At 67.5% G+C, this 24,922-nt stretch carries 18 protein-coding genes; 10 read left to right on the forward strand and 8 right to left on the reverse strand.

Annotated elements, in window-relative coordinates:
* Position 1 precedes the first annotated feature (1 nt).
* Positions 2-973 (reverse strand): squalene/phytoene synthase family protein, encoded by a 972-nt coding sequence (locus tag ACQY5G_RS06170; protein WP_428278009.1) that lies wholly within the window; start codon positions 971-973, stop codon positions 2-4.
* Positions 974-992: 19 nt separating this feature from the next.
* Positions 993-2,357, reverse strand: a complete 1,365-nt coding sequence (locus tag ACQY5G_RS06175; RefSeq protein ID WP_428278011.1) for a M24 family metallopeptidase — start codon at positions 2,355-2,357, stop codon at positions 993-995.
* A 162-nt stretch (positions 2,358-2,519) separates the two neighbouring features.
* Here ACQY5G_RS06175 and ACQY5G_RS06180 point away from each other — a divergent pair, with 162 nt between their 5' ends.
* Both ACQY5G_RS06180 and ACQY5G_RS06185 read left to right on the forward strand, forming a co-directional pair.
* Positions 2,520-3,818 (forward strand): pyridoxal phosphate-dependent aminotransferase, encoded by a 1,299-nt coding sequence (locus ACQY5G_RS06180; protein WP_428278013.1) that lies wholly within the window; start codon positions 2,520-2,522, stop codon positions 3,816-3,818.
* Positions 3,815-4,786, forward strand: coding sequence for a hypothetical protein (locus ACQY5G_RS06185; protein ID WP_428278015.1), 972 nt, complete (start codon positions 3,815-3,817; stop codon positions 4,784-4,786). Before ACQY5G_RS06180 ends, ACQY5G_RS06185 begins: the two co-directional genes overlap by 4 nt.
* Before the next feature lie 3 nt (positions 4,787-4,789).
* On the opposite strand, the gene ACQY5G_RS06190 is transcribed toward ACQY5G_RS06185, so the two are convergent.
* The 4 genes from ACQY5G_RS06190 to ACQY5G_RS06205 all read right to left on the reverse strand — a co-directional run bounded on the left by ACQY5G_RS06190 (position 4,790) and on the right by ACQY5G_RS06205 (position 10,439).
* Entirely contained in the window at positions 4,790-5,431 is a 642-nt protein-coding gene (locus tag ACQY5G_RS06190; protein ID WP_428278017.1) for an SRPBCC domain-containing protein, read from the reverse strand.
* The gene (locus tag ACQY5G_RS06195; protein WP_428278019.1) at positions 5,428-7,353 is read right to left on the reverse strand and encodes an alpha/beta hydrolase family protein; all 1,926 of its coding nucleotides are present in this window, start codon (positions 7,351-7,353) and stop codon (positions 5,428-5,430) included. Before ACQY5G_RS06195 ends, ACQY5G_RS06190 begins: the two co-directional genes overlap by 4 nt.
* Positions 7,350-8,702 (reverse strand): FAD-dependent oxidoreductase, encoded by a 1,353-nt coding sequence (locus ACQY5G_RS06200; protein ID WP_428278021.1) that lies wholly within the window; start codon positions 8,700-8,702, stop codon positions 7,350-7,352. The genes ACQY5G_RS06195 and ACQY5G_RS06200 overlap by 4 nt, the downstream gene beginning before the upstream one ends.
* 126 nt (positions 8,703-8,828) lie before the next feature.
* Positions 8,829-10,439, reverse strand: coding sequence for a M1 family metallopeptidase (locus ACQY5G_RS06205; protein ID WP_428278023.1), 1,611 nt, complete (start codon positions 10,437-10,439; stop codon positions 8,829-8,831).
* 278 nt (positions 10,440-10,717) lie between these two features.
* On the opposite strand from ACQY5G_RS06205, the gene ACQY5G_RS06210 reads away from it, so the two are divergent.
* The 3 genes from ACQY5G_RS06210 to ACQY5G_RS06220 all read left to right on the forward strand — a co-directional run bounded on the left by ACQY5G_RS06210 (position 10,718) and on the right by ACQY5G_RS06220 (position 14,082).
* Positions 10,718-11,707, forward strand: coding sequence for an HNH endonuclease (locus ACQY5G_RS06210; protein ID WP_428278025.1), 990 nt, complete (start codon positions 10,718-10,720; stop codon positions 11,705-11,707).
* Positions 11,708-11,716: 9 nt separating this feature from the next.
* Entirely contained in the window at positions 11,717-13,237 is a 1,521-nt protein-coding gene (locus tag ACQY5G_RS06215) for an amidohydrolase family protein (RefSeq protein WP_428278027.1), read from the forward strand.
* Positions 13,238-13,302: 65 nt separating this feature from the next.
* Positions 13,303-14,082 carry an SDR family NAD(P)-dependent oxidoreductase gene (locus ACQY5G_RS06220; RefSeq protein ID WP_428278029.1) on the forward strand — a complete coding sequence of 260 codons (780 nt, stop codon included), beginning with the start codon at positions 13,303-13,305 and terminating at the stop codon, positions 14,080-14,082.
* A gap of 51 nt (positions 14,083-14,133) precedes the next feature.
* On the opposite strand, the gene ACQY5G_RS06225 is transcribed toward ACQY5G_RS06220, so the two are convergent.
* Complete coding sequence (locus ACQY5G_RS06225; RefSeq protein ID WP_428278031.1) at positions 14,134-15,303, reverse strand: hypothetical protein; 1,170 nt, start codon at positions 15,301-15,303, stop codon at positions 14,134-14,136.
* A gap of 43 nt (positions 15,304-15,346) precedes the next feature.
* On the reverse strand, positions 15,347-16,417 hold the full coding sequence (locus tag ACQY5G_RS06230; RefSeq protein ID WP_428278033.1) for a branched-chain amino acid aminotransferase: 1,071 nt from the start codon (positions 16,415-16,417) through the stop codon (positions 15,347-15,349).
* Positions 16,418-16,645: 228 nt separating this feature from the next.
* Between ACQY5G_RS06230 and ACQY5G_RS06235 the strand changes: the two genes are divergently transcribed.
* The 5 genes from ACQY5G_RS06235 (at position 16,646) to ACQY5G_RS06255 (ending at position 24,856) form a co-directional block, all read left to right on the forward strand.
* Positions 16,646-18,178 (forward strand): amidohydrolase family protein, encoded by a 1,533-nt coding sequence (locus ACQY5G_RS06235; RefSeq protein ID WP_428278035.1) that lies wholly within the window; start codon positions 16,646-16,648, stop codon positions 18,176-18,178.
* Between the two features lie 68 nt (positions 18,179-18,246).
* A complete protein-coding gene (locus tag ACQY5G_RS06240; protein ID WP_428278037.1) occupies positions 18,247-21,297 on the forward strand; it encodes a prolyl oligopeptidase family serine peptidase in 3,051 nt (1,016 codons plus the stop codon).
* A complete protein-coding gene (locus ACQY5G_RS06245) occupies positions 21,297-22,613 on the forward strand; it encodes a hypothetical protein (protein ID WP_428278039.1) in 1,317 nt (438 codons plus the stop codon). Before ACQY5G_RS06240 ends, ACQY5G_RS06245 begins: the two co-directional genes overlap by 1 nt.
* Positions 22,613-23,959 (forward strand): YfcC family protein, encoded by a 1,347-nt coding sequence (locus ACQY5G_RS06250; RefSeq protein ID WP_428278041.1) that lies wholly within the window; start codon positions 22,613-22,615, stop codon positions 23,957-23,959. The genes ACQY5G_RS06245 and ACQY5G_RS06250 overlap by 1 nt, the downstream gene beginning before the upstream one ends.
* A gap of 228 nt (positions 23,960-24,187) precedes the next feature.
* Positions 24,188-24,856: a hypothetical protein gene (locus ACQY5G_RS06255; protein ID WP_428278043.1), complete on the forward strand. Its 669-nt coding sequence runs from the start codon at positions 24,188-24,190 to the stop codon at positions 24,854-24,856.
* Positions 24,857-24,922: the final 66 nt, after the last annotated feature.

The following is a 24,922-nucleotide window of genomic DNA, read 5'->3' on the forward strand; positions in this document are numbered from 1 at the left end:
GTCAGGCGCCCCGCGCGGCGAGCCGCCGGCAGTAGCGGGCGATCCAGCGATTGGAGAAGCCGAAGAGCTTCGCACGGCGCGTGATCGCGAGGACCTCGCGGCGGGACATCTTCGTCTCCCGATCCAACACCTCCGGATTCGTGCGGCTGATGGCCAGGGTCCGCACGGCGAAGAGGAGCGGGAGCAGGCAGAAGAGGCGCACCCGGTGGTACCGTCTCGGGATCATCCGCATGTAGCTCCGGGCCGCCGCCAGGTGGCGGTCGGCCTTCTCCACGAGTCGCTCGAGCACCGTCATCGCCGCCGCGTGGTTTGTGGGCTCGAACAGCTCGCGGGGATCCATGCCGTCGGGGAGGAAGGACGCAGGCACGTACACCCAGCCGCGATGCCGGTCTTCGTGCAGCCCCCTGATCACGTTGACCGTCTGCAGCGCGAGGCCGAACTCCCGTCCCAGCGCCATCATTCGCGCACGATCCTGTCCGACGCCCGGCAGCCGATGGGCGAACAGTTCCGTCAGCAGATGGCCCACCCGCCCGGCGACTTCGTGCATGTAGTCGTCCAGGTCCGCCTCGGTCTCGAACTCCGATCCCCGCTCCGTCCACCGCGCCATCCCGGCGCTGGACTCCCGCACCCGGCGCACGACGATCTCCCGGGCGTCGGGCGCCAGACGGCCGAGTCCTTCGAGAACGCGCGCCGTGTGCCGGGCCACGGACGCGTCCGGCGTGTCCTCCGCGGCTTCTCCCAGGCGTTCGATGAGCGCCGCGCGTCCGGAACCTCCGTCGAGCACGCGCCGCCACTCTTCCAGCAGAAAGACCTTCTCGTCCTCCGCGATTTCCTGGTTGTCCTCCAGGTAGTCGGAGACGCGCAGCAGCAGGTAGGCCACGGTGATCTCGTCCCGCAGCGGGTGCGGAAGGATCTCGATGCCGACCGCAAACGTGCGGCTCGCACGCACGAGAAGCTCGTGGAGGGTGGTCATCCCCCGGGCCGGCTCCGGGTCACGAGACGGTCCGCTTCGCGGCGGGATCGGACTTGATCAGGAGGAGGCGGCTGTTCGCGGGGTAGAGCCACTCGGCGCCCCGTTCGGTGACCACCGCGTCATCCTCCAGCGGCACGCGCAACTTCGCGCCCCCCCATTCGGGGACCGCGGTGTACGCGAACATTTCGATCGCGAGGAGATTCGACGGCACGACCTCGAAGGTGAGGCGGCGCGGGTTCCACGTCGCGATCGAGGGGCCGATCCCGTGCCCGAGGTTGCCGACCGAGTGGTGCCCCTCCCAGGTCACGTCCGTCTGCGGCCCCTCCGTGGGCTGGTTGAATGGGATGGGATTGAACCCGGCCGCCGTGAGCGCGGCCCCGATCCGGTCCATGTTCTCGCGCGCGGTGATGCCGGCCCGGATCGCGCGGCGCGACACTTCCCGCGCCTCGATCGCCCGGTCGAACGCGTTCTGCACGCCCGGCATCGCCTCCGTCTCCCCCGGCCGCATCACGTAGGCGACGCGCTTCATGTCGGTGCAGAAGTTCAGGTGGCAGACGCCCCAGTCGATCATCATGACGTCGCCGCCCTGGATGATGCGGTCGCTGGAGGTCGCCTCGATGCCTTCGGGCCCCGTGATATAGATGGACGGGAAGCCGAAGGAGGAACCGAGCCCGCGCTCGAGCAGCCGGTCCATGAGCCACCATGCCACATCTCTGAGCGTCGTGACGCCGGGCGTGACGACTTCGTTCGAGAGGGCCCGCTCCGCGAGTTCGCGCGAAATCTCGCCCGCCTCGGCGAAGCCTGCGAGCTCCGATGCGACGCGGCGCGACCTGAAGTCGGACACGAGCTTCTCCGCAGAGACGAAACGCGACGCCCACGGTTCGCCCAGCGTTTCCGCGAGGTGCTGGTAGCCGGTATGGGAGAGACCGTCGGCCGCGCCGATGTTCGACCCCATGTTGAGGCCGATCCGCTCCGGATCCCGCTCGGCGACGAACTCCCGAAGATCGAAGTTGCCGGTCACGATGTCGTAGGCGCCGTTTCCGGCCAGCAGGTATCCCCCGATTCCCAGGGCGGCGCGTTCGATCCGCTCTCCGCCGCGGTCGGTGAAGATGTAGTAGCCGATGGGATTCACGTACCCGGGCCCGAAATCGGGCGTGAGCGGATCGTCGAGCCCCTCCTTGCGCACGGTGATCCACATGTCGATCCCGTTCTCGCGCATGACCTCGGGCAGCACGACATCGAACTTCTCGCGCCGCATCTGGTTCATCCGCTCCCAGCGCCGCCGCGCTTCCTGCGCCTCGGTGGAAACGGGCACCACAGGGAGCAGCAGCGTCGCCAGGAGTCCGGCGCGCGCGATCCGGCCGGTCACGATTCTTCGATACATGGATCCTCCGAGGTGTGCTGAATGCCGTATCGACCCAGCTCACGGACCACTGTTGGCCGCTCTCTTCTTCGTGCAGGCATCGTATGGGACTGCGGATGAGGCATCAAATGGAGTGAGTGCCGTTCTACTGGCAGCGGGTGGGCGACGGGGACATTATCGGGCATGCCCGTTCTAGCGCAGCGCCTCGCCGATCTGGGGACCGAGAACGCCTTCAAGGTCAACGACGACATCCAGGTGTGTCTCGACCGGGGACTGGACGTCATCCGGTTCAACATCGGGGCGCCGGACTTCCGCAGCGCGCCCCACCTGAATCGGGTCGCCGTCGCGGAACTCGAGGCCGGGAACTCGGGGTACTGCGACGCAGCCGGACTCCCGTCCTTCCGCGAGGCGATCGCCCGCCATGTTTCGGACACGCGCGGGATTTCCGCGGAGGCGGATCAGGTCGTCGTCACCCCCGGGGCCAAGCCGCCGATCGGCTACACCTTCCAGACGTACGTGGACCGGGGCGATGAGGTCGTCTACCCGAGCCCCGGATTCCCCATATACGAGTCGTGGGCGACGTTCGTGGGGGCGCGTCCCGTGCCCCTGCACCTCTCGGAAGAGAAGGGCTTCGCGTTCACGGCGGACGACCTCGGAGCGCTCCTCTCCGAGCGCACTCGGCTCATCATCCTCTGTTCGCCCTCCAATCCGACCGGAGGCGTGCTGTCGGCGGAAGATCTTGCGGGCATCGCGGCCGTGATCCGCGAACGCTGTCACCCGGACGTCCGGATCTATTCCGACGAGATCTACGAGCACATCCTCTTCGACGGTCTGGAGCACCGCAGCATCGCGTCGCACGAGGGCATGGCGGAGAGGACGGTCATCGCGAGCGGCCATTCGAAGGGGTTCGCCATGACGGGGTGGCGCCTCGGCTGGGCCGTCCTGCCGACGGAAGAGGAGGCCGACGTCTTCAAGCAACTGAACATCAACATCATGTCGTGCGTCCCGCCCTTCCTGCAGGAAGGGGGGCGAGCTGCGTACGAGGATCCGGCCACGGCCGGCGTCGTGGCGCACATGGTGGGAGAGTTCGAGCGGAGGCGGGACTTCATCGTGCCCGCGCTCAACGCGATCGAGGGCCTGAGTTGCCAGTTGCCGAAGGGCGCGTTCTACGTTTTTCCGAACGTGTCGGGCGTGTGCGAGCGGCTGGGCGTGTTCGATGCGCACGACGCCATGCCCGCGGAGTCCCGCGCGCGGACGACCCCATCGGGCATGCTGCAGATGTTCCTGCTTTATCGATACGGCGTGGCCACGATGGACCGGGCCTCCTTCTGCCGCATCGGCTCCGGGGGCCAGCACTTCCTCCGTCTCTCGATCGCGAACAGCATGGAGGACATCGAGCGTGGCGTGGATCGAATCGAGCGTGCCGCCGACGATCCGGACGGATTCGGGGAGTTCCTGGCCACGGAGCGCCTGTGGGATTGAGAGCCGCGCGGGAGCGAGCCGCGCCATCTCCCGCCGCACGGCTCGCGGTTTCCCTGCCGCTCGCGGTCCTGGCAATCGGCGCTACCGCGGGCGGGGGCCGGGCCCAGATGCAGACGGAGCGGGTTGACTACCGCGCCCTCGTACTCCAGGCCCCGGCCAGCGTGGAAGCGGCGGCGTACGGGAACGCGCCCTACCTGCTGGGCGGCGGGGCCGATCTCCTCTTCTACGCACCTGCTCTCATGGGGCGTGTAGACGGCATGGCGGCGGGTCTGCAGCGGTACGGCTCGGAGGGCACCATCGCGACGCTCGCCTCGAAGGGAAGCGTCGGACTGGGCGACTTCGCGGTCGGTCTCCAGTACATGCGCCACGGCGGCGCCGGTGCCGCCTCGTATCCGGACCTCCAGGCCGCGGCGTTCGGGGACGGCGAACCCGTGACCGAGTTCGCTGCCTCGCTCGGCTACGCACGCGCGTTGTTCGGCGTGGTCGACGCCGGCGTCGTGGCCAAGTATCTCGAACTTCACTACATGCGCGCGCTGCGGGATCGTACGCTCGTGGTGGATCTGGGAGTGGCGCGCGAGTTCGGACCCGCGATGGTCAGCCTGGCCGTCCGCAACCTGGGACCGGATCTGGAGACGCGGGACATCACGGACAGAATCCCCACCCAACTCGCCCTGGGGATTTCGACGGAGACCTTCGAGGTCGGGGAACTGGACATGTTCCTCACCAGCCAGGTCGCCCGGCGTCGCGATGGCGAGATCATCCCGGCCGGCGGCGTCGAGATCTCCTACTGGCCCGTGCAGGGCTACACCTTCCGCCTCCGCGCCGGACTCCAGCGCGTGGTGGAGGATGAACGGAGCCCGTTCACCTTCGGCCTCGCGTTCACGGGTGACGCCCTGACGCTGGAGTACGCCTTCCAGGCCTTCGACGTGGACGGAAACGCCCATCGTTTCGGCCTCAGCTTCCGCTAGCCGTTACGGCGGGTCCTCGCCCGTGTAGAAGGCGGTCACCCGGTCGGCGGCGGCCTGTGCCGCTTCCCGATCGGTTCCCAGGGCGATGGAAGCCTCGCACCACGCGGCGCTGCTCCGGCGGGTGAAGTTCTTCCCCTCCTCCGAGGCGATCCATGCTTCCGCCGTCTCCGGGACGACCGATGGGGCCGGGGAGAAATGCTCTTCGAGTCCGTACAACGCCTGGTCCCAGCCGATGCCGACCGCCCCCGGCCCGAACTCCTCCCAGAACTTCTGCGGAAACTGCGCGAGATGTTCGAGGCGCACCTCGGTGCGGCCCTCCGGCATCTCCGACAGCGTCACCGTCACCCAGCTGTCGTCTCCGTGCATGCGCCACGTCAGGGCGAAGCGCTCCGGCGGCTCACACGCGATGATCTCGCCGCCCGCATTTCCCTCCAACTGGTAACTCCCGCCTGCGCGCAGGTCGCCGGAAATCGGCAGGAACCACTTCGGGATCCGCGAGGCGCTGGTCAGCGCGTCCCACAGCTCCTCCCGGCCCGCGCCAACCACCCGGGTCGCGACGAGCGCGTGCAACGGTTTGCCCTCGTGCTCGCGCCGGCCGAGTTCGCGCGTGACGGAGCCCGCGGGCCGGGCATCGGCGTGGTTCAACGGTCGGACGACCTTTCCGAAAAGCCGATGTCGTCCACGACGACGGTGCCGGCCGCCGTGTGGTCGAAGAGGAGGCGGATCTCCCGGGGCGTGGCGGGATCGAACGCGGGATTGGCTTCGACGAAGTCCGCGAGAGGGAGGGAGAAGGACTGGAGCACGAGTTCCCACTGGTTGTCAAAGGACTCCGCGTCGTTGCGACGCCGCACGACGGTCTCCAGCGGTCGGCGGATCGGCCCATAGTTGGACAGCAGCAAACTCGCAGATTCGCCGTTCGCGTCCGTGACCACGACGGACAGATCCACCGGCTCCTCGTCTTCGTCGCGAACCTCGTCCCGGCTGTCCTCGGCCGCGTCTTCCGCAGCGGGGGACGCACCCGCGTCCGCGTCGTCGTCCCCGGGCCTTCGCGGCCCCGGCCGGCCCTCCACCGCCCCAAGCTGCAGATCCAGGTGAGAGGCGGCGCTCAGGCCCCACTCCGACCCCAGCCCGTCCGGCAACGCGATGGCGTAGCTGGCGGGCGTCCCCAGCGCGTCCTCGTCGCCGGCGCCCCGGTTGTTCCAGCCCAGCCAGAGCGCGTTGTTGCCCTGCGAACTCGACGTCGTGGGCCGGTTCCGCGAGCGGAGGTCGAGGAGGTTCTCCCGCCACGTCCCGAGCGAATCTCCTTCCAGCGTCACCCCCGGCGCCGTGCCCGTCGTGAGATCGATGTCCTCCTCGAACGACGCGAGCGGCCGGAAACTGCTCGACTCGAACTGTGTGATGTACATCGTCTCGGGCAGCCATCCGCCGATCACGCGATGGTCCCGGAACATCGGCATGTAGTCGGGATTGTCGCGGAGCGTGGTCTCGAGGAAGGCCGAGATATAGATTTCCCCGAACTCCCGTTGCGCTTCACCGTCTATGAGTCCCCGCAGGTCGAGGCGCCGGGCGCTGCGCGGGCCATTGTCCTTGTTCCCCCAGACGGTATTCCACTGTCCGTGATTGGCCCGGTACATGTAAATTGCGGTCTTGAAATAGTCGCCATTATCGGTGAACGACAGACGATTATAGAGGCGCAGACCGTGGAAGCTCGTGACATCGCCATCGTGCGAGCCGTGGAACACCATGTAGTTGACGTTCTCGACGGGCACGAAGCGCCCTGTTGGAAGGTACTGTCCGTCGACGGGGGCAATGGCGATGATCGCGCGGATCCCGTGGTTGAAGTCGAACTCGAGCGAAGCGTCGTCCGGATACCGTGACAACCGGTTGAAGGCCGCGGCGTGCCCGACCGCCTCGCCTCCGCGGGAATGACCGATGAGGGCGATGCGGTCGAAGTCGATCTTTCCGTGGAACGGGGTGGCTTCGTCCGCCGCGAACTCCTTGAAGGCGTCGATGTGTTTGAGGAGGAACCAGCCGCGCCCGTCGTTCTCGTTGCGGATGCCGCCGTTGATGAAATTCATGTCGACGGAGGCGAACACGTAGCCCCGGCTGGCCAGCAACTCGCCGAGATAGCCGTACCCGGGGTCGGAGAAGTCCCTCATGTCGTGGTTCCCGTGGACGATGAGGACCAGCGGGAAGGGGCCCTCGCCCTCGGGGTACCAGGCGCGTCCGTTGATGGGGAATTCCTTCGGCGTGAAGCCCCAGTAGCCGTTTCGCTCCTTCGCCGACTGCCCCAGCGACACGAGCTTCGAGGCGTCGACCGTCTCCGTCACGATCGAGACGGAATCGCGGTATTCCGGCCGGCGCCGATCCGTCCCGCTCCCGTAGTAGAGGCGCGAGACGCGATACGGGCCGGGGAGGGCGGGATGGTCGGCGTCCAGCGACTGCTCGGCGAGGACCGTGGTGTGGTCCGACGGCGTGAGTCGCAGCGGGCCGTAGCAGCCCGATACGGTGACTGCCGCGGCGACGAAGGCGAGAGCCGCCATCGGGAAAACGCGCCGCCGGCTCAACCGCCCAGGTCCTCCAGCTCAGGATCCAGGGCCGCCCCCGGGTCTCGTCCCTCCGGAGCCTCGAGCGAGAACCTGAACTGTTCCGCCAGTTCGGGGTCGTCCTCGATCTCCAGGACGCGCTTCGCGATGTACTCGCCGAGCACCGGCCCCTGCTTGAACGACTCCGCCGTCCCGAGGCCGGCGAGCCACACGTTGTCGAAGTCGGGGTGCTTGTCGATGAGGAAGTTGCGGCTGGGACCGAAGCAGTAGTGGCAGGCGCGCGTCTCGTTGATCGCCGCGCCGACCATGTCGGGAAAATAGCGCTCGAGGATCTCGCGCGGCCGCTCGTGGGCCTCCGGCGGCACCCAGCGGTCGCTGGTGTCGGGATCGTCGCCCTGCTGCCCGCCGACCCGCACGCGGAAGCCGCGGTGGTCCGGGCCGAGCGCGGGCCAGCCCGTACACCCCGGGACGCCGTAGCTCGGCATGTTGGGGAACATGAAGCGCCGATCCGGGACCGCGAAGTAGAAGACGTTGCCCACGGGGATGCGTATCCGGTCCCCGAACAATTCCGGGAACGTCTTGCCCATCCAGGGCCCCACCGCGAACACGAAGGTCGAGGCCGGCAGCGACTCGTCCCCTCCGAGGGTCACGTCGTTCAGCCGGCGACCGTCCGATGCCCCGAGAGCCGCGCGCGCGATCCGGATCTCGCCGCCCTCCATCTCGAACCGCTTCGCCACGGATTCGATGGCCCGCCGCGCCCGCACGACCCCCGCGTTGGGTTCATGGAGCCCCAGTGAGACCCCCTCCTCCGTCCGGATCCAGGGCCAGCGGTAGTTGATCTCGTCCACGTCGAGCAGTTCGTAGTCGACGCCGAGCCGGTCCCACTGAGCCATCGTGTCCTCGAGATAGGGGACCATCTCCTCGCGCAGGATGAGATCGCCCGACTGATAGAAGACACGTGGCAGGAGGAGTTCCTGTCCTTCTTCATCCCATTGGATCCAGCGCCGGATCGCTTCGTTGGCCCAGCGATTCCAGACGAAGCCCTCGGGGCGCCCCCCGTAGGAGGAACGGACGCCGCGCGTTTCCCCACCCGAGGTGGAACGCGAGTTGCCGGGCCCGTACGCGTCGAGCACGGTGACCGAGACGCCAAGCCGCTGGAGGTTGAGCGCCGTCCAGATGCCGAAGTTGCCTGCTCCAATGACGACGACGTCGGGCGCCTGGCCGGCGCGCCTGCGGAGGGGCGTGGCGCGCGGCTCGGGGACGGCGCCTGCGAAGAAGGATCCGCCCGACAGCGGCGGGACGGCGCCGAGCGATACGCCCGCCGCGCCGGCTGTCGCCGCCTTCAGGAAGTTCCGTCGATCGATCGCCAAGTGGAGCGCCCCCCTCTGGAGCGAGTCAGTGCGGCGTCAAAGCTGTCCCACGCGTCCAAGGCCGTGCAAGCACGGTGGTGCGACACCTCGCCCTCTAACAACAGGGCCGCCGCTCGCGGCGCTGCGCTACCGCCGCTCGAAGGCCGCGTCCATGAGAAGCCACGTGTTCGGGTCGAGGACGACGTCGAGCGGCTCGGCCGGAACGGGGATCGTGAACCGACCCTCCCGCCCGTCCACGTCGATCACTTCGAATCGAGGCGGCCGAGTGGCGCCGTGCACCCCGCGCTCGAGCGGACCATCGGGCGGAAGGTGGATCGCGATCTCCACCGGCATACGGAAAGTGTAGCGTTCGTCCTGTGTCTGCCGGATGTCGACGTGAATCGCCCCCGCCGTCGCGTCGTAGCTCCAGCCGCCCTCGTACTCCAGCCACCCGCCGCGGTAGAGCCACTGGTCGAAGAACGTCCGCAGGTCGAGCCCCGACGCCTCCTCCATCGCCCGCCGAAAATCCGCCGTCGTCGCGCTCCCGTCCCGGAACTCCCGGTAATACGCCTGGATCCCGGCCCAGAACGCGTCCTCCCCGACGACCCCGCGCAGCATGTGCAGCGTCCACGAACCCTTCTGGTACGTTCCCGGCCCGCTCGTCACGAGGCCCATGTCAGAGAGATTGTCGTGAACGATGCGATAGTCCGGGTTCACCGCCATGAAGTCCCGGATCCGGTCGCGGCTCACCTGCAACCGCTCGATGAATTCGTCGCGCCCGTACTGATGTTCGATGAAGAGCAGCGTGAAGTATGTCGCGAAGCCTTCGCTAAGCCAGATGTCATCCCAGTCGTATTCGGTGACGGAATTCCCGAACCACTGATGCGCCACCTCGTGGATGATCACGTTCCGCCAGCGCACGTCCCGTTCGCCCGTGACCGAGGCGTCGCCGTAGAAGATGGCGGTCGCCGCCTCCATTCCGCCGCCGACGCTGTTCGACTGCACGTTCGCCAGCTTCTCGTACGAGTAGGGGCCGACCATGTCCTCGTAGAACTCCATCGCCTGCTTCGTCGGCACCGCGAAATCGTGGAATCCGGCTTCGCGATCCTGGGCGTAGACCCACGTCTGGATCGGGATGCCCCGGAAGTAGTCCACGGTCTGGACCGCGAACCGGGCGACCCCGAGCGAGTACAGCCACGTTGCGATCGGGATCGACTGCTTCCAGTGCGAGCGGCGCGTGCCGTCCAGGAGGTCGGTCTCTTCGATGAGTAGTCCGTTGGAGATGACCTGGTAGTGGGCCGGCGCCGTGACGATGAGTTCGCTCGTCGCCTTGTCGTACGGGTGGTCGATCGTCGGCAGCCAGTTCCGCGCCTTGTTGGGCCAGTTGTCGCTGAAGAAGGTGCGGTCGCCGTGCTTGTTCGGCCCGATGATGAGACCGGTGGCCGGAATCCCTTCGTATGCGACCGTGATCCGGCGCCGCTCGCCGGCTTCTACCGGGGCCGCGAGCGAGATGTAGAGCGCGTCGTCCCGGTGTTCGAACTCCAGCGAACCGTCCGCCCCCGTCACGGCCCGGACCCGCATGCCGGTCCCGTCGGGCTTCTCTTCGATCAGATCCAGCCGCACCTCCTCGATCCCTGCCTCCAGGAAGCGGAGATCGATCGTCGCCTCGCCCGAGATCAAGTCCGTCTCGTCGGAGAGCGCGAGCGCGAAGGCGTAGTTGAGCGCGTCGATGGCCGGGTTCTTCGGATACGTGTCCATCGCCCGCTCCGATGGCCGCTCACGGGACGGATCCGGCCCGGTTCGGCCCGGTTCCGGAGTCGGGCGCGATCCGTGGTGCGTAGAACCCAGCGTGAGCGATGAGACCAACAGCAGCGGCAGAGCGTATTTCATCGGTACCTCGCGAAAGTGGTTCTGCGTCCGTCCCCAACCTGCACCGGAGAGTCCTCTCCCCGCACGTCCCGGAGGCGACGGGGGGCAAGACCGTTCGGCGGGCTACTCCGTTTGACGCGTTCCGAGACGCGTCTCTACTCTGCCGGATGAGCTACGAGGATCCTTGGACGCCGGCTGGTGCGGCGGGCTTCGACCGCGAACGAGACCGGCAAGTGCGGATCGCGGCCTTCGAGTGGCTTTCGAGCCAATGCTCGACCCACGGGGATGTGCTGCCCCTCAGTCTGCTGCGCGAAGGGTTCATGGTCGGTGGACGGCAAGTACACGTGATCGGCCCCAAAGGCATCTTCAAGCCCGCCGTGATGGACCTCCCGCTCTCCATTACGACGGCTCCCAAAGGGCCCTATCACGATGCGTTCGGTTCGGACAACCTCCTCCGATACCAATACCGCCGAGATGGTCCGGAACACCCCGACAACGTTGGACTGCGATCGGTCATGTCACACCATCTGCCGCTGGTGTACTTCCATGGCTTGATTCCAGGAAAATACATGCCCGTATGGCCCGTTTTCGTGGTCCGCGACGAGCGCGAGTCCCACACATTCTCAGTGGCCGTGGACGACATGGCACACACGAGTCTCGTCGGGTCGTCCGAACGCGTCCGAGAGGACACAGCTCTGCGCCGGGAGTATGTGACCGTCCTGACGAGGCGACGGCTGCATCAACGTGCGTTTCGTGAGCGGGTTCTCGCCGCCTACGGTCATCAGTGCGCCCTGTGCCGCCTCCGCCGCGACGCATTGCTCGACGCCGCACACATCGATCCTGACGCAGAAGGCGGCGAACCGACGGTCAACAACGGAATGGCCCTGTGCCGCCTCCACCATGCCGCGTTCGACCGGTTCTTCCTCGGCGTTCGCCCAGACACCCGTCAACAGTCCGGTGCCGGCTCGGAGCCGCTCCATATCATCGAGGTCCGGCCGGACGTTCTCGAAGAACGCGATGGCCCGACATTGAGACACGCCATTCAGGAATTACACGGTCGGCCGGTCATCCTCCCCCCTCGATCCTCGGATTATCCCGATCTCAGTTCTCTCGCGAAGAGGTATGACCGCTTCCTGGAGAAGGCAGTCGCCCCATAAGGAGGACACATGTTGTCTCGACAAGCTCTTCCCGTCGTAGTTGCCGCTGTCTCGGCGATGTGGCTGTCTCCACCGAGTCTCCACGCCCAGGAGGCGATCGCCATTGTCGGGGCCACGGTCATCGATGGGAACGGGGGTGCTCCGCTGCCGGATGCGACGGTCGTGATCGAAGGCGCCCGGATCGCCGCTGTGGGGCCGAGCGCTTCGACGGCCGTACCCGACGGGGCGCGGGTCATCGACGGGGCGGGGAAGTTCCTCACGCCCGGATTCGTGGATACGAACGTGCACACGAGCCTCTACGGGGCCGGGTTCGGGAAGCACCGGAAGGAGAACGCCGTCTTCTACTGGGAGCGCGGGGCGGAGATCGCCCTCGAGGCCGCGCAGATGCACCTGAAGCACGGCGTGACGCACGTGCGCGACAGCTACGGCCAGCTTCCGCAACTCATCGAGGTGCGCGACGCGATCGCGGAAGGTCGTGAAGTCGGCCCGCGGATGCAGGTCGCCGGCAACATCGTCGGCTGGGGAGGCGCCTTCTCGGTCACCTTCTCGCTGATCGACGACTCGGATCTGTCGCTGTGGGAGGAGCAGTTCTCCGACCACCTCGCGCAGGGCGCCGGCGAGGACCTCATGGACATGTACCCCGAGGAGCTCCGCGTCGCGATCAACGACTACCTCGACAAGGGCGTGGACTTCGTGAAGTACGGGGGCAGCAGCCACTGGTCCTACCCCACCATGATCGGCTTTTCTCCCGAGGCGCAGCGGGTGATCGTGGAGGAGACCCACAGGCGCGGACTCGCCACCGAGACGCACGCCACCAACCCGGAAAGCCTCCGCCTCGCCGTTGAAGCGGGAATCGATCTCATCCAGCACCCGGAACTCCTCGCCGGCCGACCCTACTCGGAGGAATTGCTGACGCAGATTCGTGAACGCGGCGTGATCTGCTCGATGCTCGTGAACACGATCACGGGCGCGGCGTGGGAGCAGCACCTCGCGGATGTCGCGGTCGCCGAGCAACGTCTCGCCAACGAGGGAAAGTTCGCCGAATGGGGACGCCTGCGCCGGCCCGTCGAGCGGGAGAAGACGTCGTTCGAGCTGCGCCGCGACCGCAACGCCCTCGGCCATGGCAACGCGATGCGCCGCCAGAATGCGAAGAGCCTCATCGACGCGGGCTGCATCGTAACGCTCGGCACGGACAACTTCCCCGCCGCCGACATCCAGTTCCTGCGCGAGCCGAAGCCGATCTGGCAGGAGCCGGGCATCGGCACGCTGATGGCGATCGAAGGTCTCGTCGAACTCGGCATGACTACCTCGGAGGCGATCGTGGCCGGCACCCGCAACGGCGCCATCGCCGCCCGCGGCCTCGACGATTTTGGCACGATCGAAGCCGGCAAGTTCGCGGACCTCGTCCTCCTGGACGCGAACCCGCTGGACGACATCCAGAACATCCGCCGGCAGGCGATGGTGATGAAGGAGGGGAAGGTGATCGACGTCGACGCCCTCCCCACCCGCCCCGTGATGTTCGTCCGTTAGCGTCCGCGAACGCCAAGCCAGCTGAGGGCTGGCGGTGAATCAGAGCCGCCGGTAGAGTCCCGCGCATGGATCTCAAGCTGAAGGGGAAGGTCGCGGTCGTCACCGGTGGGAGCCGGGGGATCGGCCTCTATACCGCGCGGGCGCTGGGGGCTGAGGGCGCACGGCTGGCACTCTGCGCGCGCAACCGCGAACCACTCGAATCGGCGGCGGAGTCGTTGCGGACGGAAGGCGTTGAAGATGTTCTGACCGTGGCGTGCGACATCGCGGCGGAAGACGGGGCGGCGGAGCTCATCGAGGCGACCCGCGACCGCTACGGGGCGCTGGACGTGCTCGTGAACAATGTCGGGGGCAACCGGCGCGGGAAGTTCGAAGAGACGAGCGACGAGGACTGGCTCGACATCCTCCAGCTCAACGTCCTGTCGGGCTTCCGGGCCAGCCGACTCGCGATCCCGCTCATGCGCGAGGGGGGCGGCGGCTCGATCATCTTCATCTCATCCGTCTTCGGACGGGAGAAGGGCGGGCCGGGCCTCTCGATCTACAACACGACGAAGACGGCGCTGATCTCCGCCGCCGGGATCATGGCGCTGGAACTCGCCAAGGACGGCATCCGAGTGAACTGCGTCGCACCCGGATCGATCCAGTTCCCCGGCGGGAGTTGGGACAACCGGGTGAAGGCCGATCCCGAGGGGATGCGAAAGTTCGTGGACGCGAATCTGCCGCTAGGGCGCTTCGGGCGGGCCGACGAAGTGGCGGATGTCGTGACGTTCCTCGCCTCGGAGCGTGCCAGCCTGATCACCGGCGCCTGCATCGCCGTTGACGGTTCCCAGGGCCGATCCCTCGTCTGACCGCCTCCCGCCGCTCGCGACGCGGCCGTGCGGCACACCACTGGAGCTGGGCTACGCGAAGCGGACCAGCTTCACGTCGAGTTCGCGGGTCGTTTCCGTCGGGGCCTTCCACTGGATGAGAATGGGGCTCTGGTAGGTTCCCCACGGGATCTCGCCGTTTCCATCACCGTCACGGTCGATCACGGGCAGGCTGATCTGCCGCCTGAGGCCCTGGAAGCGCGACACCGGAAAGGCCAGGGCCCGGTTCAACACCCGCGCGATGACGGATTCGTCCACGCCGATCCGTTCGAGGGCCCAGTTGAGGATGTGGACGGCCTCCACCGTGGCGGTGTCGAGAACCGGACCGGGAGACGTTCGCAGCACGGTCGTGCCCATCCTGGCGACGTTGAGCGCCTTCCCGGACAGCCGCAGGGCCTTCCCCGGTAGCCGCAGCGCCTTCCCGGGCAGCGACAGCGGCGTTCTCAGGGCCTCTCTGCCTTGATCCGCCATGAACCGCAGGGGACTGAGGAGAACCCCGCGCAGGTCGTTCTTCATCAACAGCGGCTCGTATTCGTTGACCGTCAGGCTGGCGTTGGTTTCCGGCGCGGCGAGCGACACATCGAGCCGCCCGAAGGAGATCCCGTGTTCCTCGACGAGATCCTGAAGCCGATCCACGAAACCGGACTCCGGTTCCCTGAGGTCGATGGCATCGATCGCCCGCGGCGAGGCTTCGACGCTCAACCGCGATTGGGCCACGACCTCTTCCGATCCGTATCCCACCACCGTCGTCCGCCGATCGCGGGTCCCGCCCCTGTGGACACCGTCGAGGTCGACGAACCAGACCGGCCGACCGCTTTCGTTGTCGTACGAGGCGGCGCTCTGAAGCCCGGCGCCGATGAAGGTCAGGTGCGAGTCCGCGTTCTCCGGCTCTGTCGCCTTCTGTTCGTCCGTCAGTTCGGTCCGCAGCTCGAGTTCGTCGTGTTCGTATCCCGCGTTGGGCGGAAAGATCTCGTGAAAGACCTTGATGTAATCCCGCAGCCTCGTCCGGTCGTTGTCGAGCCGCTGCGCCAGCCGCTGGTCCAGGTATCCCGCCGTGGTGTGGTGGGAGATGTAGAGCGCCTTCGGATACCGGGCGAAATCGGTTCCGAACTCCTCGGCCATCCTCGCGCGCACGTCGATGAAGTCCGTGCGGGAGGCGGGTCTGATCCCGAGCGTGGCCTTGAACGGGGGATCCGATGACACGTCTATGAAACCTCCTCGAACGGTCGCGCCGTCCCGTCGCCGCCTAGGGGCGCCAGAGCCACCCGTGGCGATCTTCGACCCGTCCGGTCTGAATCCCGTGGAGTTCCGCCTTGAGCCGCGACGCGAGGGAATCCGGACGCTGCGGTAGCAGGACGTCCGTTCCGTCGAGGCCGAGGCGGTCGATGGGCTGCACCGTGGCAGCCGTTCCCGAGCCGAACGCCTCGTCCAGCGTGCCGGCGGCGTGCGCCTCCAGGAGTTCGTCCACGGCGATCCGGCGCACCTCGCACGGGATCCCGAAGTCCTCGCACAGCCGGATCAGGGAGTCGCGCGTGACGCCCGGAAGGATCGTCCCCTCGAGCGGGGGCGTGACCGCGGTCCCGTCGATGACGAACCACATGTTCATGACGCCGCACTCCTCGACGTACCGGCCCTCGTGGCCGTCGAGCCAGATCACGTTGTCGTACCCCTGCGCCTGCGCCTGCTGGGAAGCCAGCATCGTCGGCCCGTAGTTGGCCGCGGGCTTGTGGCCGCCGGTGCCGCCGGGGAAGGCCCGCACGAACTTGCGCGTCGTCACGAGGCTGACCGTCTCCGACCCGGTGAAGTAGAGTCCGACGGGCGCCGTCATCAGCACATAGCGGAACGAGCGGCCCGAGACGACGCTGAGCGTCGGATCCGTGCTGAAGTAGCTGGGGCGGATGTAGAGCGCGCCCTGATCGGCCCGGGGCAGCCAGCCGCGGTCGACATCGAGCAGTTCCCGCATCGCGTCGAAGAACAGGTCCTTCGGAAGTTCCGGCATCACGAACCGGGCCGCCGTGCGGTTGAACCGCTTCTGGTTCATGTCCGGCCGGAAGACCGCGAGGTCGCCCTCGGGCGTCATGTGCGCCTTGAACCCCTCGAACATCGAGACGGCGTACTGGAGCCCCTTCGAACTCGGGTAGATCGGCATCGGGCCGTAGGGCCGGATCTCCGCGTCGGTCCATTCTCCGTCGATGTTGTCCGCCACGAACATGTGGTCCGACCAGATCGAGCCGAACGGAAGGTTGTCGAAGTCGACGGATTCGAGCCGCGAGCGCTCGACGTGGCTGAGGGGGAATCTCGTTGTGATCGTCGCCATTATCTCTTGCCTGTAGTCAGTCGTCTGTGATCGGTCGCCAGCGGGCTGCCCATCGATTCCGCGTCATGCCGCCGCCGGCGTTCGGAATGAGCAGGATGCGACAGCCTAACGCGGACTGTCCCGCCCTGCCAACCGAGTGCGTCCCCGCCGGAGCGGGCGGCTACTCGCGCGCCGAGCAAGCTGTTAGTGTCAATTTACGCACGACCCGCTGAAACGAGGAGGTCCCGCATGTTCCGCGCCACCCGCCGCGCTCTCTCCGTCGCCGCCACGCTGGCCTCCCTCGCCGTCCTCGTCCCGAGCGGGCCGCTGCTCGGCCAGGCGACCGCGATCGTCGGCGCGACCCTCATCGACGGGAACGGCGGCCCCCCTCTCGCCGATGCGACCGTCGTCGTGGAAGGGGACCGCATCGCCGCCGTGGGTCCGCGCGCGGAGGTCGAAGTGCCGGATGGCGCGCGCGTCATCGACGGCGCCGGCAAGTTCGTCACGCCCGGCTTCGTGGACACGAACGTACACATCTCCCTTTACGGCGGGGGCAACAAGGATCGGAAGGAGAGTTCCGTCTTCTACCGGTTGATGGGGCCCGAACTCACGCTCGAGGCCGCGCAGATGCACCTCAAGTTCGGCGTCACCCACCTCCGCGACAGCTACGGCGCGCTCCCGGAACTCCAGCAGGTGCAGGACGCGATCGCCTCGGGCGAGGCCATCGGGCCGCGGCTCCAGGTCGCCGGCAACATCGTCGGCTGGGGCGGACCCTATTCGATCACCTTCGCCCTCATTCCGGAGGACGACCTCTCGCTCTACGAGGAACAGTTTTCCGACCACATCGCCCAGGGCGCGGGCGAGGATCTGATGGACCTGTATCCCGAGGAGCTGCGGGCGAGGATCCGCGAGTATCTCGACAAGGGGGTGGACTTCCTCAAGTACGGGGGGACGAGTCACTGGGCGTTCCCCACCCTGATCGGGTTCTCGCCGGAGGCCCAGCGGGTGATCGTCGAGGAGACGCACGCGCGGGGCCTCATCGCGGAGACCCATTCCACGAACCCGGAGGGGCTGCGGCTCTCCGTCGAAGCGGGGATCGACCTCATCCAGCACCCCGAAGTGCTCGCGAGCCGCGAGATATCGGACGCCCTCGTCCAGCAGATCGTGGACCGCGGCATCGTGTGCTCTATGATCGTGAACACGATCACCGGCCCCGCCTGGGAGAACCACCTGGCGAACCGGGCGGCGGCCGAGGAGCGTCTGGCCCGCGAGGCGGAGGGAGCCCGGGCGCGCGAGTGGGGGCGGCTGCGGCGTCCCGTGGAGCGTGAGAAGACGAGCTACCAGATTCGCCGCGAACAGCGGGCGCTGGGACACGGGACCGAGATGCGCCGGCTGAACGCGAAGAAGCTGATCGACGGCGGGTGCATCACCACTCTCGGCACGGACAACTATGCGGGCGTCGCGCCGGAATTCGGACGTGCGCCCAAGCCCATCTGGCAGGAGCCCGGCATCGGGACGATCCTCGCCATCGAGGGTCTCGTCGAACTGGGGATGACGCCGGGCGAGGCGCTTGTCGCCGCCACCCGCAACGGCGCCATCGCTTCGGGCGCGCTGGACGAGTTCGGCACGATCGAAGTCGGCAAGCTCGCCGACCTCCTAATGCTCGACGCCGATCCCCTTGCCGATATCGCGAACATCCGGAAACAGTCGGTCGTCATGGCCGCCGGAAAGATCGTGGACGTCGACGCGCTGCCGTCCGATCCCGTCTACTTCAAGCGTTGATGTTTATTCAAGCGTTGATGTTGAGCCGAGCGTTGAACCCCGCAATTCCCTCGAAACAGGAGCGTCGGATGTCTCCCGTCTCTGGTTCGTCCACTGCCCGAATTCGCCGCCGTCGCCTGCTCTCGCTGGCTGCCGGCGCCCTTCTCGCGCCCGGTTTCGTGCTCGCACCCCAGGCGTTGGCCGCGCAACAGGTCAAGCCGGGCCTCGAGCACGAGGACACCTACCGCTGGAACTCCATCGGCGGCCGCACGATTTCGGCGGATGGCGACTGGCTCGCCTACGTCCTGACGCCCTGGGACGGCGACCCCACGCTCGTGATCGCGCGCAGCGACGGCTCAGCGGAGCGCCGCTTTCGGGGTCGCTCGCCCGCCTTCACGCGGGACTCGCGGCACCTCGCCTTCCGCGTGCCGCCGGTGAAGACCGTGGTCGACTCGCTTCGCCTCGAAGGGAAGCGCGGGGACGATCTCCCCGGCGACTCGCTCGCCGCCGTGAACCTGGCCGAAGCCTTCGCGGACGGCGGCGGAGATGACGGCGGAGTCCGGCGTGCCGGCCCGATCGATTCCTTCCGGGTCCCGCCGGATGGGGGCGCTTTCGTCGCCTACCTCCTCTCCGAAACTCCCGAGGAGGAAGAAGAGGAAGGCGAAGAGGAGGAAGCCGAGGAGGAGGCTGAAGAGGCCGAGGAAGAAGAAGAGGAAGCGGAGGAGGAAGAGGAGCGCTCCGCGGAGTACGAGAAGCGGCACGAGAAGGAAGATGGGACGCCGCTCGTGCTCCTGAATCTCGATACCGGGGCGGAGCACACCTACGCCGATGTCGTTTCCTACACGGTGGCCGACGCGGGGAACGGGCTCGCCTACGTGTCCTCGACCGAGGACGAGGGCGGGGACGGGATCCATCTCGTGGATCCGGCCAGCGGCGAGAGCGTGGAGGTGCTCGCCGGGGAGGGCCACTATGAGCAGGTCGCCTTCGACGAATCGGGCGAACGCCTCGCCTTCCTCAGCAATGTGGACGAGTGGGAGGTGGACCAGCCGTCTTTCGCGCTCTACCGGTCCGACGGCGGAGCGGCGGAGAGGGTGGCCGACCACGAGACGTCAGGCGTGCCCGCAGGGTGGTGGATCAGCGAAAACGGGTCCGTTTCCTTCAGCGAGGACGGGGACCGTCTCTTCTTCGGCACCGCGCCGCGTCCCGAGCCCGAGCCCGACGAGGAGATCCTCGACGCGGATCGCGTGACGCTCGACATCTGGAACTGGCGCGACCCGTACCTGCAGCCGATGCAACTCGTGCAGGCGAACCGCGAGCGCAACCGGTCGTATCTGGCCGTGGTGCACGAGGGCCGGGACGGCGTCGTGCAGTTGGGCACGGCGAGCATCCCCGACGCGTCGCGCACCGAGACCGGCGCGAGCGAATACGTTCTGGCCACCAGCGACGTGCCGCACCGCCAGAAAATCTCGTGGGACGGGCGCTACGAGGACGCCTACGCGGTGGACGTCCTGACAGGGGAGCGCCGCATGATCGTCGAGGCGGTGCGCGGCTTCGGCGGCGCCAGCCTCTCGCCCGACGGCACGTATGCCTACTGGTGGGACGAGGCGGACCGGGACTGGAAAGCCGCGCCGATGGACGGCTCTGGACCCGCCCGCAGCCTGACCGGGAATCTTCCCGTCGCCTTCTACAACGAACTCGACGACCACCCGCAGGGACCGCCACCGTACGGCGGCGCGACGTGGGTCGAGAGCGACGCGGCCATGCTCGTGTATGATCGGAACGACGTGTGGCGCGTCGACCCGAGCGGCGATGAGCCCGCCGTGCGTCTCACCGAGGGGCGGGAGGCCGACCTCCGCTACCGGGTGCAGCGCGTGGCCGAGGGCGGAGGCGGCAACTTCTTCGGGTTCGGCTTCGGCGGAGGTGGCGGCGCGGGCGAGGGCATCGAGGAGGGCGACGTCCTCTTCTCCGTCTTCGACATGGGAACGAAGGCGTCCGGGTACGCGCGCGGACGGACCGACGAGGCGGGCCGGGTCGAGGAACTGATCATGGGCGACGTGCGCTACGCGTCGCCGGCGAAGGCCGAGGACGCCGAACGCTACGTGTGGACGCGCCAGACGTTCGTCGAGTTCCCCGACCTTTGGGTGGGAGACTCGGACTTCGGGAACGCGCGCAAGGTCAGCGACGCCAACCCGCAGCAGGACGAGTACCGGTGGGGGAGTGCCGAACTCGTCCACTGGATGTCGAACGACCGCACGCCGCTCGACGGCATTCTGATCAAGCCGGACGGCTTCGATCCCTCGCAGCAGTATCCGCTCATGGTCTACTTCTACGAGCGCATGTCAGACGGGCTGCACAGCTACCAGCCGCCGCTGCCGAACCGGGCCTCGGTCCGCTTCTCCTTCTACGCGAGCCGCGGCTACGTCGTGTTCGTCCCCGACATCCCGTACGAGATCGGCTATCCGGGCGAGAGCGCGCTCGACGCCGTCGTGCCCGGCGTGCAGGCGCTCATCGCGCAGGGGTTCATCGATCCGGACCGGGTCGGCGTGCAGGGCCACTCGTGGGGCGGATACCAGATCGCCTACATGATCACCAAGACGAACGTCTTCGCCGCCGCGGAGGCCGGCGCGCCCGTGTCGAACATGACGAGCGCGTACGGAGGCATCCGCTGGCAGAGCGGGATGAGCCGCATGTTCCAATACGAGCGCACGCAGAGCCGCATCGGCGGGACTCTATGGGACGAGCGCGACCGCTACGTCCACAACTCGCCCGTCTTCTTCGCGGACAAGATCCGGACTCCGCTCCTCATGCTCCACAACGACGAGGACGGCGCGGTGCCCTGGTACCAGGGGATCGAGATGTTCGTCGCCATGCGCCGGCTGGGGCTGCCCGTGTTCATGCTCAATTACAACGGCGAGGGACACGGCCTCGGGCGACAGGCGAACCAGGAGGACTGGGCGATCCGCATGCAGCAGTTCTTCGACCACTACCTGATCGACGCCCCGGCGCCGCGCTGGATGGAGGAAGGCGTGCCCGCCGTCGTGAAGGGCCGCGACCTCGGCCTCGAGCTCATCGGCAAGCCGGTCTCCGAACAGGGCGGCGTCTCCAGCGAGCGCGACGGAGTCGGCGGCAGAGATCGTTGATGATGCCGACAACGTTGCTTCGGGTCCGCCGCCCGGCGAGCGCAATCGCTGCGGCCGTCCTCCTGGTCCTCCCGCCCCCCGCGCTCGCGCTTGGCGTCGGGGGGGCACACTTCCCGCAGGAAGTGACCGTCGAGACCCTCGAGGGGGGTCGCATCCTCGTGCGGAACCCTGCCCCGCCGCGGGGAAGCGGGCCCGGGGAATGGCGCCTGGTCGAGGAACTCCGGCTCGGCCAAGTCGACGGGACGGGGCCCGAAGTCTTCGGCGATTTGCACGACGTCGCGGTGGACGAGATGGGCCATATCTACGTGCTGGATTACGGTTCGAGGGAGGTTCGCGTCTTCGACCGCGAGGGTCGGCATCTGCGAAACATGGCCCGCGACGGAGAAGGACCCGGCGAGTTCCGTTACTCCGGCTTCTCTCCCGAGTACCGCATCGTCTGGCAGCCTCCGAACCGTCTCTGGATCGCGGACCGCTATCAGCAGTTGAGTTTCGATTCTCTGGGCAACGAACTCAGCCGAGTCGGCGAACCCTTCGGCCCCGGGATGCCGATCAGGGGCAGCGCGATGCGGGAGGGTCTACGTCGCGGCATGATCGTCGCCGCCGACGGAGAGGGCTTCATCTATCGGCAGGTGATTGTCAGCGACCGCACGACTTCAGGAGACGAGACCGTTACGCAAATGCGTACGTACGGCGTACGCTTGCCGGTCTACCCGGAGCATCCGAATCCCTTCCCGCCCCGGGATTCGCTGCTTCTCAGGGTCCGAGTCGTGACGAGCCAATCCGCGCCGACGAGTAGCAGCGGCGGGACCATTACGGTTGGCGGCACGATCAGGAGTTCCATTCCGAGACGCGTCTGGGGGTTTACGCGGGGAGAAACCGTCTGGGTGGCGAACAGGGCAGCCTATCGTTTCCACGAAGTGACGTTCGCCGGGGACACCCTCCGTACGATCGAACTCGGCAACCCGCCCCCGCCCCCTCCGGACGATTCCGACGATTCCGAGTTCGAACCCCTGATTGCGGGTCTGGACGTGTCGCCGGAGGGCTGGCTCTGGGTGCTGCGGTACCGGGACGACGCGAACGAAGACCCCACCTGGGATCTGTTCGACAACTGCGGACGCTATCGGGGGGAGGTCTCCGCGTCGGAGCGAATCGCGGCTGTCCGGTTTAGAGGCGAAACGGTGGAACCCATCGACCTCGGCTCGAGAGGCGTGATCCACGGAATCGCCCGCGACGCGCTGGACTTGAGCTACGTGCTCCGCCTCCGCCTTGAGAGTGCGGACGGTATGCGGCCGACCAGGGAGGTCTGTCCCTTCTGATGCGGAAGCTTCGGTTTCCGCATCCGCTGACGCTGCTGACGGTCGCGATCCTGGCGGCTGCGGCGCTGTCGTACGTGCTGCCGGCGGGGGAATACGACCGGCGGGATGATCCGGAGACCGGGCGCAGCGTCGTCGTGCCCGGGACCTATCACGAAGTCGAGGCCAACCGCATCGGGGCGTTCGAGGCCATCGTCGCGATCCCGCGGGGGATGGCGCAGCGCGCCGATGTCGTGTTCCTGATCTTCCTCATCGGCGGCGCGTTCGCCGTGTTCGACGCGACGGGGGCGCTCCGGCGCGGCATCGCCTGGCTGGTTCGGGTGCTCAAGGGGAATGAAATTTATGCGATCCCCGTCGTGTGTCTCGCCTTCGGGGCGGGCGGCGTGACGGAGAACATGCAGGAGGAGATCATCCCTCTCGTTCCGGCGCTCATGCTGCTCACGAAGCGGCTCGGCTACTCGCCGATGGTGGGGGTGGCCGTGAGCGCGGGCTCCGCCTTCGTGGGATCGGCGTTCAGTCCCATCAACCCGTTTCAGGTCGTGACCGCGCAGAGGGTCGCGGAGGTGCCGCTGGGCTCCGGCAGCGGATTCCGCCTGCTCTTCCTGGCCATTGCCCTCGGTCTGTGGATCTGGTGGACGATGCGCTACGCCGCCCGAACCCGGGTTGCCCCGGAAGAGGCGGACGCCTCCGAACCGGATGCCGCGTTCGACTGGAGGGACGGGACCATCTTCGCGATCGTCGCCGCGACCTTCGCCATCCTCGTGTGGGGGCTGCTGTCCCGGGGGTGGGACTTCGACCACATGTCCGCGCTCTTCTTCATCATGGGCGTCGTGGTGGGGATCATCGGACGGCTCGGCGTGACGGGGACGGCGCAGGCCTACGCGGAGGGCTTCCGCTCGATGGGGTACGCGGCGCTCCTCATCGGCTTCGCGCACGCGATCTACGTGGTCATGGTCGACGGACGCATCATCGACACGATCGTGCGCGGGCTGTTCGTCCCGCTCGCGGATCTGCCGCTCGCGCTTTCGGCCATCGGCATGTCGGCCGCGCAGGGCGTGCTGCACTTCGCCGTGCCCAGCGTGAGCGGCCAGGCGGTGCTGACGCTCCCGGTCCTCGTCCCCCTCTCGGACCTGCTCGGGCTCTCGCGGCAGATCACGATCCTCGCCTACCAGTACGGGGCGGGGCTGTGCGAACTGATCACGCCCACGAACGGCGCGCTCATGGCGATCCTGGCCGCGAGCGGCGTGCGCTACGAGTCCTGGCTGCGCTTCGTCATCCCGCGCTACCTCATGCTCATGGCGCTCGGAGCCGTCGCCCTCGTCATCGCCCTCGCGATCGGCTACAGCTGACTCGGGCACCCGTCCCGCTGGCGCGCGGCCGATCCCTCCTCCTCGCTCTCGCTCCCGCCCCACTCTTGATAGCCGGTTGATCGGCATCCGTCATCCTGAACTCGTGGCGTGGCCGGGCGCTTTGCGGTTCCGCCCCGCTACGCGTCTGGTTCGGGAGTGGGCCCGAACGCGTTACCTTTGGGCTGCGATAGGGGAGAGGTCGATGGCGATGCCGAACGAAACGCCGACATGAACGATACGATCCTGCTGCTTGGTTCCGTCGTTGGAACCGGCCTCACCATGGCGCTCGTGCTGTGGCGGGTCATACACGCCGTTCGCACGGACATGGTGGCGGCGGTCGCGGGGCTTCGCGCCGATACGAAGGCCGACATCGCCGCCTGTCATGAGGCCATCGCCGGCGTCCGTGCGGACATGCAGGAGGGCATCGCCGGCGTCCGCGCGGGCATGAAGGAGGCCATCGCCGGTGTTCGCGCGGACATGCAGGAGGGCATCGCCGGCGTTCGTGCGGACATGCAGGAGGGCATCGCTGGCGTCCGGACGGACCTGAGGGAGGCGATCAAGGAACTCCGGGACAACGACCTGGAGCACATGGAGGCTCGTATCGACCGGTTCGACCATCGGCTCACGACCGGGCTCGGAGAGGTTCGCGAGGAGATACGCGGTTTCCGCTCTGAGGTGAAGGCCGAGGTGAGTGACCTTCGCGCCGAGATGGGCGGTCTCCGCTCGGAGATGGGCGGTCTCCGCTCGGAAGTGAAGGCCGACATAGGCGACCTTCGCGCCGAGATCGGCGGTCTTCGCGTCGAGATGAGCACGGCGATCCACGACGTGCGGGCAGGCATGCGCGAGAACCAGCGGCAGCTGCTGGACGCGGTTCAGGCGCTCCCGATCGCCAGCTGAGAACGCGCCGACGCCGGAGACGTGCCCCCGTCCGAAACCGCGACGGCCGGTCGGATGCCGTCACGG

It is taken from the genome of Candidatus Palauibacter sp. (assembly GCF_965261555.1).
Lineage (GTDB): Bacteria > Gemmatimonadota > Gemmatimonadetes > Palauibacterales > Palauibacteraceae > Palauibacter.